Below are 13,376 nucleotides of genomic sequence, written 5' to 3'. Positions count from 1 at the left end.
TTGTTTAGAGAGAGCACCAGACACCTTTCCTGATCAGGCTCTGAAAAGGAGTAATCGCATGTACAACCCGCAACTACCATCGGACGGTAGCCAGGCACCACAAGGAGCTTCCATGGGTTCGCACGCCAGCGTATTCGGACAACGAGCCGAGCGCCACGGCAATGAACGTATTCGACTGCTGCTCAAGAGCTTCGGCCTGCGCACCAGCCTGATTCGCCTGAAAGTCATCGATGCCTTGCTGGTCGCCGCTCAGAGCGAGCGCAGTCTGGGTGTGCGCGGTGTCCACAGCCAATTGCTGGAACTGGGCATTCCGCTGTCTTTTCTCAGCGTGCGCGAAGTGTTGAAGCGCCTGTGCGCCGAAGGTGTGATCACCTTCAACGCCGACAAGAGCTACAGCCTGCATCCACAGGCTGCCGCCGTCCTCAATAGCGATTGAGCCCCTTCTGGAGCGCCGTCAGGGTTTGACCTTGCGGCGCATCACCCCGTTGATCACCACCACGACCACCGCCACGCCAATGGCGATGTACTGGAACACTTTTTCGCTGATCATCCCGGCGTTCTGCATCCAGGACAGGCCGAACATGATCGCCAGTACGGTGAGGGCGATCAGAATCGAGTATTTCAAACGTTGCGACTGAGTCATTGCGAATTCCTGAAACTTTGAAATGTATCGGGTTTGTATCGGCTTTCATGCCATGGGCATACCGTGTCACGGGGATGCGCCGCTGCAAACGGGGTCTCATGTTACAGCCGATGAAGAGCTTTGGCTCCATGCGGCGTTAACCATGAGGACTTTTGAAATGCTGCGTCGAATCACCTGGCTGATTCCTGTATTGGCGCTGCTCACGCTGAGCGGCTGTATCATTTTCCCCCACGGCGGCTGGCATGGCGACCATCGCTATTATGGCGCGCCCGGACCAGGCTACTACCAACATCGTTAAGGCTGACATTTGAACGACACTGATATCCGCTTCTTCAAATGCAACAATTGATTGAACGCCCGTAAAAAATGCCCACGAGGATGTGGGCATTTTCCGTATATATCCCTCCTCAAAATGTCGGACGTTTCGCCCACAGCAGTCAGTAATCCGCCTTCGGCAATACCCTGCAAACCTGCGACATACCACGTCGCAGCAACAACGTAGGAATACGCCACCTCCCGCCCCTACCCTTTGCGCTCTCCCCTTTGAAGGCCATGGAAGCGCATGCAAAGAACACTCATCGATATCCCGCCGCTAAAAACCCTTGGTTTCTGTCTGGCCATCACGCTGTTCGAGTGGCTGACCTACATGGCCAGCGACATGATCATGCCGGCCATGCTCACCGTCACCGAAGACCTCGGCGCCGATCCACGCCATATCCCCACTGCGTTCAATCTGTACCTGATCGGAGGCGTCTGCCTGCAATGGCTGATCGGGCCATTGTCCGACCGGTTTGGCCGACGCCCCTTGTTGCTCATCGGTTGTGCGCTCTTTGCGATGACCTGTCTGGCTGCAATCGTCACGCCCGGCATTGAAGCCTTCAATGCATTACGACTTCTGCAAGGCATGGGACTGGGATTCGTGGTGGCTGTCAGCTATCCCGCGCTCCAGGAAGTGTTCTGTGAGGCGGATGCCGTGCGGCTCATGGCGCTGCTGGGCAACGTTGCGCTGCTGTCGCCGCTGCTTGGCCCGTTGTTGGGCAGCCTGTTGCTGGAATGGCTGAGCTGGCGCGAACTGTTCCTGGCCCTGGGCCTGGTCGCTGCCATCGCGTGGGCCGGGCTCTACGTCTGCATGCCGGAAACCATCGGGGTCGTTCGCCGAGACGGCGGCCAGCAGGCGCCGATTCCGTTGTCCTGGCGACAGACATTTCGTCGATACCTGGCCCTGCTGCGCAACCCGAGATTCCTCGGCGCGAGCCTCGCGCTCGGGTTGATGAGCCTGCCGTTGATAGCGTGGATCGGGCTCTCGCCCCTGCTGTTGATCCAGCGGCTTGGCTTGTCCACGCGTGAATACGCCTTGTGGCAGATACCGATCTTTTCGGCGGTCATCGTCGGCAATCTGATTCTCGACCGTTTGCTGGCCTCGCGCGAATTGGTGCAGTTGATTCGCCTGGCGCTCTGGCCGTTTTGCCTCGGGCTCTTGACCCTGCTGGCGGGTGCTCTGACAGACCTGCCCCTTGGTTTGTTGATTTCAGGCCTCGCGCTGTACGCCGTGGGGCTGGGCATGAGCAATGCCGCACTGTATCGACTGGCGCTGTTTTCCAGCGATGACAGCAAAGGCCTGGTCTCTGCCGCAGTGGGCATGATCTCGATTGCAGTGATGGGCACCGGCGGTTCGCTCATCGCGGTAATCGTCGGCGGTGCCCGCCTCGAGTCCTTCGCCCTTTGGGCTGCACTGGGCGGGCTGCTGAGCCTGCCTCTCTTGTACCGGTTTCTGCGTGAACCTCCGGCAGAAACCGCTTCCTCGACACATCAATAAGGACGCCTGATGTTCCATTTCCCCCACAGCGACGCGCTCTGTGCGTTGTCGCAACCCTATTGCCCGGAATCCGTACCGGCGGGGCTTTTCGATCAGGCCATGGCCGAAATCAGCCGCTTTCACAGTGAGCATACGCCCGGGTATGAACACTGGTTGAACGCCAACGGACTGACCGTGACGGACCTGGACAGCCTCGACGACTGGTCGCGACTGCCACCGATCTTCGCCAGTTTCTTCAAACAGCAACAACTGCTCAGCCCGACCGGTGCAGACGCACTGGAACTGACATCGTCAGGCACCAGCGGCGAGAAAAGCCGCATGCGTTATGACGAACGCAGTCTGGCCGCCGCCCAATACATGGTCGAACGGATCTTCCACCACTATGGCCTGGACAGTCCGCAAACGCCGTGCAACTACTTGCTCCTGAGCTACGAGCCTGAAGCCAGCATTACCCTGGGAACGTCGTTCACCGACCAGTTCCTGTGCCGGTTCGCTCCGGTCAACCGCGTGGCGTATGCCTTGCGTCGGACCGGTGGCGGTCACGAGTTCGATGGCTTTGGCGTCATCTCGGCGTTGCAGTCCTTTGCCGAAGAAGGCCTGCCGGTGCGGATCTTCGGGTTTCCTGCATTTCTCTGGCAGACCCTGCAACGCATGCAGACCACTGGCGTGGCCGATCTGCAACTGGCAGCGGATTCACTGACGCTGTTTGGCGGCGGCTGGAAAACCAACGCCGCGCAGGAAATCCCCCGCCGGAAGCTTTACGAGCGTATCCACCAGCAATTGGGAATCGACATCGCCCGCTGCCGCGACGGTTACGGTGCGGTCGAGCATCCGGTGCCTTACCTAGAATGCGCTCACCATCACTTCCATGTGCCGGTCTATTCGAAGGTATTTGTGCGTAGCCCATCCGATTTCACCGTCCTGCCCTATGGTCGGCCGGGGTTACTGAGTACGGTCTCGCCCTACATTTCTTCGAGCCCCGCCCATGCGGTGGTCATGAGCGACCTCGCCACCCTGCACCCCGGCGCAAGCTGCGGCTGCGGTCTGGACAGCGACTGGTTCGAACTGCATGGCCGCGCCGCCACCACCGCTGGCAGAAGCTGCGCGATGGCGGCGTCCGAACTCTTGGGGAGGCACTGATATGTACCTGATCAATGGACAACTTCACGCGGACATCGGATTCGATACCGCCCTGGATCAGTTGCGTCAGGCCCTGCCCCAACGCCTGAACTCGCCTCTGCACAGCGAGACGGTCATCCATGCGGCGGCCACGCTCGCCCTTCGGTTGGGCGACATCAGCCTGACCCTGCCGCTCGACGCCGAACAACGCGAGTCACTGATCGAGTTCTGCCAGCCTCAAGGTCTGCGGCGCAAACTCGAACGGGAGCTTGGCGTTCAACCCGCTACACTGCGGCGCTTCGACTATCGCCAACCACGTTTCGAACGCTGGAGCCCGCTGGGCCTGGTGGTCCACATCACCCCCGGCAACGCGGCACTTCTGGCGTTCTGCGCAGTGATCGAAAGTCTGCTGGCCGGCAACGTCAACTGGCTGCGCCCCAGCAGCAGCGATCAGGGGCTGACCGCGCAATTGCTCCACGCGCTGACGCAATGCGACCCCAGCGGCCAACTCGCAGGGCATGTCGCTGTCGTTCCGGCGACCACCGCGCAAATCGGCCAGCTGTGCCAATGGGCCAACGGCGTCTCGGCCTGGGGCGGCGAATCGGCACTCCAAGCGATTCGCCAGCAAATCCCCGCCGGATGCCGCTGGATCGATTGGGGACATCGCATCAGCTTCGTTTATCTGACACCGGACGCCGCCTCGCCTCAGGCGCTGGACGCCGTGGTGGACGAAGTCTGCCGACTCGATCAGCAAGCGTGCTCGAGCCCGCAATGGTTGTTGGTGGACAGCGACGATGAGACCGTACTGCGAGGTGTCGGTGAGGGTCTGGCCAATGCATTCGAACGCCGCGCCGGACAATGGCCGGCATTGCTGCCAACGATTCAGGAAGCCTCGCAAATCACCACCGACACCGCCATGGCCAGGCTCGCACACAGTTTCGCCGAAGTGGCTGGCGAGGTCTGGACAGCACCGGGCTGGCGGGTGATCTGGACCCATGACCGACCATTGAAGCCTTCGCCACTGTTTCGCAGCCTGCTGCTCAAGCCACTGCCGCGCACACGGGTGATCGAGACCCTGTTGCCATGGCGAAACGTGCTGCAAAGCTGCGCCCTGATCTGCCCGGAGCAGCAGATTGCAGAGCTTTCACAGCTGCTGATCACCGCCGGCGTCACCCGCGTTGCTCCGACGGAAGCGATTCACGATGGCTACAACGGCGAACCTCACGACGGCGTCTATGCCCTGCAACGCCTGAGCCGGCGAGTCTCGGTCAGTCTGTCGCCGACAAAACTGCCCTCCCACGCCACGCTCAATGGCTCAGGCATTGCGCCCTGTGTTATGAACCTGCCGATCATGAGCAAGGAAGCGTTCATCGCCCGCCCGATCAACGCTTCGGCCCAACTGTATTTCCGTTCCGGCGGCAGCAGCGGCGTGCCGGCCTTGTCTGGTTTCAGTTATCGGGACTTTCGCCAACAGATGCTCGCTACAGCCGATGGTCTGTTTGCAGCGGGTCTCGATCCACGTCGGGACCGGGTGATGAACCTGTTTTTCAGTGGTGGTCTGTATGGCGGTTTTTTCAGTTTCTCCAAAGTACTGGAGCAACTGGACGTCACTCACCTGCCGATGGGTGCCCCGGCCGATGATGACTACCGGGAGATTGCGCAGTTGATCGTCGATCAGCGGGTGAACACGCTGATCGGCATGCCGAGCACCCTGCACCGTTTGTTCCTCAACGAACAAACGCGTCTGCGCGCCTATGGCGGGGTTGAAAAAGTATTTCTCGGCGGCGAACACCTCGGCGAGCAGAGTCGCCAGTTGCTGCAAGACTGCGGCGTCAGCCTGATCCGCTCGGCGATCTACGGCAGCGTCGACGCCGGACCGCTCGGTCACGCGTGTTCAGCCACCGGCGACGGTGTGTTTCATCTTTTGAGCGATATCCAGTACCTGGAAATTGTCGCGTTCGAAACCGACCAGCCAGTGCGTGACAACGAGACCGGTCGCCTGGTGTTCACCTCCCTCGCTCGAGAAGGTCAGGACGTTCAGCGTTATGACGTCGGCGACAGCGGCCGCTGGGTGCCCGGACGGTGTGGGTGTGGTCTGCAGACGCCGCGCTTCGAACTGCTTCAGCGCCACGGCAGGCTGGTGCGCATCGGCACCGATTTCATCTGCCTCTCGGAACTGGCGCAGCACCTGCAGACCGAGTTTCAGGTGATCCTCGAACATGCCCCCGACGGACTGGAATGCATGAAATTTCTAAGTGCGCTCGAACCCCAGGACGTGCATCGCCGACTGCTGGGTTACCCGACGCTGGCAACCCTTGTGCAGACCGGGCTGCTGACAGTGGACGCGCAGGTCTGCGCCATCGACCGGTTCACCCGAAACAAGCACAGCGGCAAGACGCCGCTGCTGATCGATAACCGAGGAGCCCGCGCCTCCTCCGTTCTGCAAGGAGCACACCATGATCCCAAGGATTGAATTGCAGGAGCTGGTCGCTTTTGCGCGCAAGCATTCAAGCTTTTACGCCAGCCACTTTGCCGGCGTCCCCGAGCAGGTAACGGCACTGACCGATTTACCCGTGATTGACCCCACGCACTACTGGAAAGGCAGCCAGGACCTTGACCGCTGGCCGGTATTGACCGCAAGCCTGGGCAACGCACTGGTGTTCAAAACCGGAGGGACCACCAGCGATGGCAAACTGTCGGTCTTCGAGCGGCGGGAATGGCAAACGCTGGTGGAGGATTTCGGTCGCAGCCTCACCGGGCAACTGAACAAGGGCGACCGGGTCGCCAACCTGTTTTTTGTCGGCGACCTTTATGCCAGTTTCATCTTCACTCACGATGCGCTGGCCCACGTTCAGCCGGGCGTTGTGGAATTCCCTTTCACCGGCCATGTCGACTCGACCGTGCTGGCCGATTCGATTTCCCGGCATCGGATCAATGTGCTGGCCGGTGTACCGGCGCATTTGTTGACCTTCGCCGCGTGGCTGGAACGCCAGGGGCGCCGGCTGGAGTGCGTCGAATGCCTGCTCTACGGCGGTGAAAGCCTGTTCCCGGCGCAGTTGCAACTGCTCGGCCGGGTGTTCCCCAATGTACGCGTCGCCTCCATGGGGTACGCCAGCGTCGATGCCGGCTTTATCGGCGCCAATCATCGCGACTGCGCCCTGGGTGAACACCGGATGGCGCAGGGCCACAGCGTGCTGGAAATCCTCGACGAACAGACCGGTGAGGTAATCGAAGAATGCGATCGCACAGGCCGCCTGGTGATGACCAATCTCACCCGGCGGTTGATGCCGCTGATTCGTTACCCGGTCGGCGACCGCGCCTGTTGGCGAGAACTCGAGCGAACGCCCACGCGCAAATTCGCGCTGATGGGCCGCAGCGCCGACAGCCAGCGAGTCAGGGTGGGAATCCTGACGCTGCTGCCCGATGAAATCGGCGATACGGTGCAACGCCTCACCGGCAGTGACGATTGGCAACTGGTGATCGAACAGGCCGGAACGAAAGATATCCTGCGCCTGAAATGGGCTCCGGACGCTGTGCAATCCGCTTCGGCAGACACCGACCGGAGGCTGCACCACGCGTTGATTGAACACTACCCGTTGATCGAACAACTCAATGCCGATCACTTGCTGGACGTGGAGATTCACTGCTGCACGGTTCAAGACCTGTCACGCCATCCGCGCTCCGGCAAACGCCAGCGCGTACTGGATCTGCGCGTCTACGACAGCCTGCCCATGGAACAGCGCTGATGGAAACAGTCACCCTGCGCAGTTACCGCAACAGCGACGCTGTGGCCGTGAGCAACCTGTTCCGAAAAACCTACGGCGATCTTTACGCCCAGCCTCACGTCTATCTGCCCTGCATGATCGATCGCAACCATGCGCTGGGTCGCTGGCACTCTCTGGTCGCCGTCGCCGAAGATCAAATGCTGGGACACGCGACCTTGATTCGTGCCAAGGGATCGCACATCGCCGAGCTGGCATTGAGCGTGGTTGCCCCCGAAACCCGAGGTCAGAACATTGCCACTCGCCTGGGACGGCAGCTGTTGATTCATGCGCAAGCCCTGGGATACCGGGGCGTGACGATCAAACAGGTCACCGGCCATCCCTACACACAGCGCATGGCAGCCAGTCTCGGCTTTCAGAGTGTCGGATGGCTGCCCGACCATGTCCCGTCTCCGTTCAATGCCTCAGCGCGGGAATCGCTGGTCATCGGTTACACGCCTGTCGACGATAACCGACGTCCGCTCCCGACCCAGGCGTGGCCCGAAAGCTGCCGGGATTTCATGAGGCAGATGTGCAGCGTGTTCGGAACACAGGACAGGGCCGCGCCCTGGGTGGGCGAACCGGTACAGCTGGAACAACAATTGAACCGGTATGAAGGCATTTTCAAAGAGATCGATGGCGGCTTGCTCAAGCAGTTGCAGGAACTGCCGGCGCATTGGCTCATTTCAGTCAGGCTCAGGCTGGCAAAGGAATTCGCAAGCGCTTTTCACTTGCTGACGACGGCGGGATTCGTGTTCACCGGGCTGGTGCCGGATGAGAGAGGAGCTGGCTGGCTGGCGTTGTTTCATCGTGGCGCCAGGCCACCGGCGTTGACGCTGATTTGCCCGCAGATGCAGCGGCTGCATGACGACCTGCAATCGCTCATTGCCAAGCCATCATCGTCCGTGTAACGCAAGAATGCCCAGGCCCTGCGCATCGGAGGGCCTGGTTTTACGCGATCAAGCCTTGGCGCTGACGCCTTTGTCGGTCGGAGGCGGACGTTCACCGCCCTGTCCGTAGGTTTTCAGGCTCTGCAGCACATAAATGGCTTTCTTGTACTCCGGGATCAACGTATTGGCGTACTTGTTGCCCTTGAGGCTGTTGTTGTTGATGGTGTCCAGTTGCGTGGCGAAATATTCCAGCGCATTGAACTTGGCATCCGGGTCTTTCTGAATGCCGAACCGATCGAACTTGTCACCGGCATTGAGCAGCGTCATCGAGGTCACTTCGGAAATAAGGCCCCGGCTGCGCAGGAAGTCAGTCAGTTTGCCCAATTGCTTGGGAGTGACGTTTTCCGGATCGAACCCCTTGATGTTCTTGTGCAAACGCTGCTTGTCCATTTCCGCCGTGTTGAGAACGGTGGGGTCGTTGCCGACCAGGGCCAGCATCTGCTTGACCTTCACGCTTTGAGAAACCGGTTTGCCCGAGCTCCCTGCATCTCGAACCAGCAAACCTGCCTTGGGCTGCCACGCGCCGGTATAACCAACGGTCATGAGCGTGCTCCTTGCGAAAAGAACATGAAAATATCCTTGTGGAACGTCTTGAGTTGCCCGGAGTATCGGCCGGCAAACTGATGTCACCAATCTGTTTTTCACTTTTTTACAAATTTTGTACATTCTCGATACAAAGCACTGCAAGCCCCGCAGATATTGAGCCAGAGCCGCTTGGCCAGTCCGGCGAAAATCGGCTTTTTACTCTAACGAACGGGCTGGTTAGTTTGCATGTGTCGGATCTGTTACTTGCCGGTCAGCGTTTCAAAACTTTTTAGCACGTGAGTACCTAAAGCTTCCTCGCGCCGCGACGATACGTAAGGGATACCCCTACTGTTTTACTCCTCGCCCCTAATAAGAAACGCTGCTCAAGGACCGGTCTCCATGCCCGCATTCCGTACCATTCAGGCTCGCTACACGCTGTTTCTGGTTCTATTTATCCTGTTGCTGTCGGTCCTGACCGTGGTGGGCATCAGCCAGTTGGTCGCGCCGAAACTGCGTCATACCGAAGAACAGGTCGTGCTCAACCGCATTGCCGAGGTCGCCGAGCAGATCCAGGGCGAACTGAACAAGGTTCAATCGCAGCAACGCAGCATCACCCAGACCATCCCGCTGCTCGACAGTGCCGCCATCGATACGGTGCTGCCGGGGCTGGTGGACCAGTACGGTGAATTGAAAGTATTTGGCGGTGGTATCTGGCCACTACCCGGTCAGCGTGAGGCGGGACGCAACAAGTTCAGCACCTTCTGGCATCGCGACAGCTCCGGCAAACTCGCCGTGAACACCTTCTGGAACAGCGACGCAGCGCCCAACTATTACGACCAGAGCTGGTACAAGGGCGGCCTGCAGACCCCGCGCGGCCAATGCGCCTGGGCCGCCGCCTATAAAGACGATGCCAGCGCCGAACCACGCACCAACTGCGCCATGGCCATCCAGAAGAACGGCACGACCTGGGGTGTATCGACCATCGACGTGACGCTGGGCTTCTTCAACGACCTGGTGGCGCGCAAGGAAAAAGACCTCAGCGCCGAAATGCTGATCGTCGAGGCCGACGGCAAGATCATCAGCAACAGTTCGCGCATCAATGGCCCGATCGTGCTGAAAAACATCAGCGAGCTGGCCGGCAGTTCACCGTTTGCCAGCCAGGTAAAAGCAGGCCTGCAACAGCGTGATCAGGCCCAGCGCGTCGAGTTCGACAATAACGGCGAAGCCAGCACCTTCTTCATGCGCCCGATCGAAGGCACGCCTTGGTTCCTCGCCACCGCCCTGCCGACCAAATTGATCACCGCCCAGCGCGATGACGTGCTCAGCACGCTGAGCCTGTTGCAGATCCCGCTGGTGATCCTGCTGGTGCTGTGGCAGGTCTATGCGATCCGCCAACTGATCCAGCGCATGAAGGCCCTGAAAGCCAACATCGATTTGCTGTCCAGCGGCGATGCCGACCTGACCCGCCGCATCACCATCCGCGCCGAAGATGAACTCGGCGCGATCGGTCACTCGGTCAACACCTTCATCGCCTACCTGCAAAACATGATCGGCGAAGTCACCCAGGCCACCGGCGCCATGGCTTCGAGCCTCGACAACCTGCAACGTACGTCGGCGCACACCAGTCAGATTCTGCTGCGCCACGCCTCGGAAACCGACCAGACCGTCACCGCGATCAACGAGATGAGTTCGACCGCTGAAAGCGTCGCGCAGAATGCCGCCGAAACCGCCGCCTTCACCCAGCGCGCCAACGAAAACGCCGACCGTTCGCGGGTGGTGGTCGGCGAAGCGTCGAGCAGCGTGGTCGCGCTGATCGACGAAGTGGCCAGCGCCACGCACAAGGTCGAAAGCATGCAACAGGACGCGCAGCGCATCACCGAGATTCTCGGGGTGATTGGCGCCATTGCCGGCCAGACCAACCTGCTGGCGCTGAACGCCGCCATCGAAGCCGCCCGCGCCGGTGAGCAGGGCCGCGGCTTTGCGGTGGTGGCCGACGAAGTACGCGCCCTCGCCGCTCGCACCCAGGCCAGCACTTCGGAAATCAACGAAATGTTGACCCGCCTGACCCAGGGCGTGAGTTCGTCGGTCAGCGCCATGGAAAACACCCAGGCCAGTTGCCAGTCGGCCGCCGACGCCACGGCGCGAGTCAACAGCGGCCTCGACGAGATGGCCGGCTCGGTCAGCCACATCAACAGCCTCAGCACGCAGATCGCCACCGCCGCCGAACAGCAAAGCGCCGTCACCGAAGAGATCAACCGCAGCATGGTGCAGATCCGTCACATGGTCGATGAACTGGTGCAAAGTGGTCAGGCCAGCGAGCTCAACACCCGACAGTTGCTGGAAGCCAACAGCCGGGTCGGCGCGATCATGGGCCGGTTCAAGGTGCGCTGATCCTTTGGCTTCCTGACAGATCTGTCATCTCTCGCTCAGCGGGCTGTCAGCCTTGATCTACGATCATGCTGGCAACCCGCCTTGTATTACTTGGAAACACTCCGTTGATGCCGGGCGGGAAAATCCGGTCAAAATGCGTTTTTTTTACCCCGAGCCGAGAGCCCTCCATGCGAAACCACCTGCGTCTGGCCGCCCTGAGCGCGCTATTCATCTCCTCCCTGGCGCAAGCCGCCGACCTCATCCCGATCGAAGTCCACCGCGACGCCAACTGCGGCTGCTGCAAAAAGTGGATCAGCCATCTGGAAGCCAACGGTTTCAAGGTCGAGGATCACGTTGAAGCCGACATGAGCAGCTTCAAGCAACAACACGGCGTACCACCGCGTCTGGCGTCCTGCCACACCGCAATCATCAACGGCAAATTCGTCGAAGGTCACGTCCCCGCCGAACAAGTGCTGGCGCTGAGCAAGCGTGACGATCTGCTTGGCGTGGCGGCACCGGGGATGCCGATGGGCTCGCCGGGCATGGAAATGGACGGCATGAGCGATGCCTATCAAGTCATCGGCCTGAAAAAGGATGGGGCTGATGTGGTGGTGGCGGATTACCCGGCCCATTGATGACAGCGGGTTACATCGGGCTGTTCTTCGCCGCGTTTGGCGCGGCCACACTGCTGCCGCTGCAATCGGAAGCGGTGCTGGTCGGGCTGCTGGTCAGCGATCGCTATTGGCTGTGGGGGCTGCTGGCGGTGGCGACGCTGGGCAATGTCCTCGGTTCGCTGGTCAACTGGTGGCTGGGGCGAGGACTGGAGCGGTTTCAGGGTCGGCGCTGGTTTCCGGTCAGCCCGAAGCACATGGACCGCGCCCGCGTTCACTATCAACGTTATGGGCACTGGTCACTGCTACTCAGCTGGTTACCGGTCATCGGTGATCCCCTGACATTGATCGCCGGGGTCATGCGTGAACCGCTCGGGCGATTTCTGTTGATCGTCACCCTGGCCAAAGGCGCCCGTTATGCGGTGTTGGCGATGCTCACCCTGGGTTGGCTCGGTTGAACGATCAGGCGCGGGCATTGCCTGTGTTTAACGTCGCCCTAATCCGGCCGTTCCAGCATCGGCCGATTTCCTGTGGAGTTGTCCCATGTCTGTGTCGCTGACCCGCTGGCTGCCCGGCCTGTTGCTGACCGCTGCCCTGCCCCTGTTTGCTCACGCCGAAGGCCCGCAATACGGCCCGGAACTGCAAGGTTTCGACTATCCCTACACCCTCAAGCATTTTGCCTTTCAGTCCCAGGGCAAATCATTGCAGATGGGTTACATGGACGTCGCCGCCCACGGCAAGGCCAACGGGCGCACCGTAGTGCTGATGCACGGCAAGAATTTTTGCGGCGCCACCTGGGACAGTTCGATCAAGGCCCTGAGCGAGGCCGGTTACCGGGTGGTTGCGCCAGATCAGATCGGCTTCTGCACCTCCAGCAAACCCGATCACTACCAGTACACCTTCCAGCAACTGGCGGCCAACACCCAGCAATTGCTCAAGGCGCTGGGCATTCAGAAAGCCACCCTGCTCGGCCACTCCACCGGCGGCATGCTGGCCACCCGCTACGCCCTGCAATACCCGGATCAGGTCGAGCAATTGGCGCTGGTCAACCCGATCGGTCTCGAAGACTGGAAAGCCCTTGGCGTACCGTATCGCAGCGTTGACCAGTGGTATCAGCGCGAACTGAAAGTCACCGCCCAAGGCATTCGTGACTATGAGCGCAGCACCTATTACGACGGTCGCTGGAAACCCGAATTCGACCGTTGGGTAGACATGCTCGCGGGCCTGAGCAATGGGCCGGGCAAGACTCAGGTCGCATGGAACTCCGCGCTGATCTACGACATGATCTTCACCCAGCCGGTCTACTACGAGTTCAAGGACCTGAAGATGCCGACCCTGTTGCTGATCGGCACCTCCGACACCACGGCCATCGGCAAGGACATTGCGCCGCCCGAGGTGAAAGCGAAAATCGGCCATTACGAGGTGCTGGGCAAACAGGTCGCCAAACTGATTCCGCAGGCCACGCTGGTGGAATTCCCCGGACTGGGCCACGCCCCGCAGATGGAAGAGCCGGCGCAGTTCCATCAGGCACTGCTCGGCTGGCTGAACAAAACCAATCCCGTTCGTTGAGGAGTCAAGGCT

Annotated in this window: 13 protein-coding genes; 11 read left to right on the top strand and 2 right to left on the bottom strand. The window is 60.4% G+C overall.

Annotated elements, in window-relative coordinates; all coding sequences use genetic code 11:
- The first annotated feature begins 58 nt into the window (after positions 1–58).
- The gene (locus AC1RMX_RS04415) at positions 59–436 is read left to right on the top strand and encodes a fe2+ zn2+ uptake regulation protein (protein ID WP_085731113.1); all 378 of its coding nucleotides are present in this window, start codon (positions 59–61) and stop codon (positions 434–436) included.
- An 18-nt stretch (positions 437–454) separates the two neighbouring features.
- Here the strand turns inward: AC1RMX_RS04415 and AC1RMX_RS04410 are convergent, their stop codons facing one another.
- A complete protein-coding gene (locus AC1RMX_RS04410) occupies positions 455–643 on the bottom strand; it encodes a hypothetical protein (RefSeq protein WP_096820288.1) in 189 nt (62 codons plus the stop codon).
- Positions 644–800: 157 nt separating this feature from the next.
- Here AC1RMX_RS04410 and AC1RMX_RS04405 point away from each other — a divergent pair, with 157 nt between their 5' ends.
- From AC1RMX_RS04405 to AC1RMX_RS04380, 6 genes are all read left to right on the top strand, one after another.
- A complete protein-coding gene (locus tag AC1RMX_RS04405; protein WP_170929569.1) occupies positions 801–941 on the top strand; it encodes a hypothetical protein in 141 nt (46 codons plus the stop codon).
- A 264-nt stretch (positions 942–1,205) separates the two neighbouring features.
- The gene (locus tag AC1RMX_RS04400; RefSeq protein ID WP_493070638.1) at positions 1,206–2,459 is read left to right on the top strand and encodes an MFS transporter; all 1,254 of its coding nucleotides are present in this window, start codon (positions 1,206–1,208) and stop codon (positions 2,457–2,459) included.
- Between the two features lie 9 nt (positions 2,460–2,468).
- On the top strand, positions 2,469–3,599 hold the full coding sequence (locus AC1RMX_RS04395; protein ID WP_493070636.1) for a LuxE/PaaK family acyltransferase: 1,131 nt from the start codon (positions 2,469–2,471) through the stop codon (positions 3,597–3,599).
- Position 3,600: 1 nt separating this feature from the next.
- Positions 3,601–6,051 carry an aldehyde dehydrogenase family protein gene (locus AC1RMX_RS04390; RefSeq protein ID WP_493070634.1) on the top strand — a complete coding sequence of 817 codons (2,451 nt, stop codon included), beginning with the start codon at positions 3,601–3,603 and terminating at the stop codon, positions 6,049–6,051.
- On the top strand, positions 6,035–7,324 hold the full coding sequence (locus AC1RMX_RS04385) for a phenylacetate--CoA ligase family protein (RefSeq protein WP_493070632.1): 1,290 nt from the start codon (positions 6,035–6,037) through the stop codon (positions 7,322–7,324). Before AC1RMX_RS04390 ends, AC1RMX_RS04385 begins: the two co-directional genes overlap by 17 nt.
- Positions 7,324–8,250: a GNAT family N-acetyltransferase gene (locus AC1RMX_RS04380; RefSeq protein WP_493070630.1), complete on the top strand. Its 927-nt coding sequence runs from the start codon at positions 7,324–7,326 to the stop codon at positions 8,248–8,250. The genes AC1RMX_RS04385 and AC1RMX_RS04380 overlap by 1 nt, the downstream gene beginning before the upstream one ends.
- Positions 8,251–8,298: 48 nt before the next feature.
- Here AC1RMX_RS04380 and AC1RMX_RS04375 read toward each other — a convergent pair whose 3' ends face one another.
- The gene (locus tag AC1RMX_RS04375; RefSeq protein WP_096820282.1) at positions 8,299–8,832 is read right to left on the bottom strand and encodes a hypothetical protein; all 534 of its coding nucleotides are present in this window, start codon (positions 8,830–8,832) and stop codon (positions 8,299–8,301) included.
- Between the two features lie 381 nt (positions 8,833–9,213).
- On the opposite strand from AC1RMX_RS04375, the gene AC1RMX_RS04370 reads away from it, so the two are divergent.
- The 4 genes from AC1RMX_RS04370 (at position 9,214) to AC1RMX_RS04355 (ending at position 13,364) form a co-directional block, all read left to right on the top strand.
- Positions 9,214–11,205, top strand: coding sequence for a methyl-accepting chemotaxis protein (locus AC1RMX_RS04370; RefSeq protein WP_096820281.1), 1,992 nt, complete (start codon positions 9,214–9,216; stop codon positions 11,203–11,205).
- A gap of 167 nt (positions 11,206–11,372) precedes the next feature.
- Positions 11,373–11,819, top strand: a complete 447-nt coding sequence (locus AC1RMX_RS04365) for a DUF411 domain-containing protein (RefSeq protein ID WP_096820280.1) — start codon at positions 11,373–11,375, stop codon at positions 11,817–11,819.
- Positions 11,819–12,253 (top strand): YqaA family protein, encoded by a 435-nt coding sequence (locus tag AC1RMX_RS04360; RefSeq protein WP_096820279.1) that lies wholly within the window; start codon positions 11,819–11,821, stop codon positions 12,251–12,253. The genes AC1RMX_RS04365 and AC1RMX_RS04360 overlap by 1 nt, the downstream gene beginning before the upstream one ends.
- Positions 12,254–12,338: 85 nt before the next feature.
- On the top strand, positions 12,339–13,364 hold the full coding sequence (locus AC1RMX_RS04355; RefSeq protein ID WP_493070627.1) for an alpha/beta fold hydrolase: 1,026 nt from the start codon (positions 12,339–12,341) through the stop codon (positions 13,362–13,364).
- Positions 13,365–13,376: the final 12 nt, after the last annotated feature.

This window comes from Pseudomonas sp. GW822-FHT03F04, from assembly GCF_058801405.1.
Note: the sequence above shows the minus strand (reverse complement) of the source record. Positions and strands in the feature narration are given on the sequence as shown.

Bases quoted from the DNA above. Each gene is read 5' to 3' on its own strand.
- AC1RMX_RS04365 (WP_096820280.1), top strand. From the start codon at position 11,373: ATGCGAAACCACCTGCGTCTGGCCGCCCTGAGCGCGCTATTCATCTCC.
- AC1RMX_RS04380 (WP_493070630.1), top strand. From the start codon at position 7,324: ATGGAAACAGTCACCCTGCGCAGTTACCGCAACAGCGACGCTGTGGCC.
- AC1RMX_RS04405 (WP_170929569.1), top strand. From the start codon at position 801: ATGCTGCGTCGAATCACCTGGCTGATTCCTGTATTGGCGCTGCTCACG.
- AC1RMX_RS04360 (WP_096820279.1), top strand. From the start codon at position 11,819: ATGACAGCGGGTTACATCGGGCTGTTCTTCGCCGCGTTTGGCGCGGCC.
- AC1RMX_RS04410 (WP_096820288.1), bottom strand. From the start codon at position 643: ATGACTCAGTCGCAACGTTTGAAATACTCGATTCTGATCGCCCTCACC.
- AC1RMX_RS04355 (WP_493070627.1), top strand. From the start codon at position 12,339: ATGTCTGTGTCGCTGACCCGCTGGCTGCCCGGCCTGTTGCTGACCGCT.
- AC1RMX_RS04415 (WP_085731113.1), top strand. From the start codon at position 59: ATGTACAACCCGCAACTACCATCGGACGGTAGCCAGGCACCACAAGGA.
- AC1RMX_RS04390 (WP_493070634.1), top strand. From the start codon at position 3,601: ATGTACCTGATCAATGGACAACTTCACGCGGACATCGGATTCGATACC.
- AC1RMX_RS04375 (WP_096820282.1), bottom strand. From the start codon at position 8,832: ATGACCGTTGGTTATACCGGCGCGTGGCAGCCCAAGGCAGGTTTGCTG.
- AC1RMX_RS04395 (WP_493070636.1), top strand. From the start codon at position 2,469: ATGTTCCATTTCCCCCACAGCGACGCGCTCTGTGCGTTGTCGCAACCC.
- AC1RMX_RS04385 (WP_493070632.1), top strand. From the start codon at position 6,035: ATGATCCCAAGGATTGAATTGCAGGAGCTGGTCGCTTTTGCGCGCAAG.
- AC1RMX_RS04400 (WP_493070638.1), top strand. From the start codon at position 1,206: ATGCAAAGAACACTCATCGATATCCCGCCGCTAAAAACCCTTGGTTTC.
- AC1RMX_RS04370 (WP_096820281.1), top strand. From the start codon at position 9,214: ATGCCCGCATTCCGTACCATTCAGGCTCGCTACACGCTGTTTCTGGTT.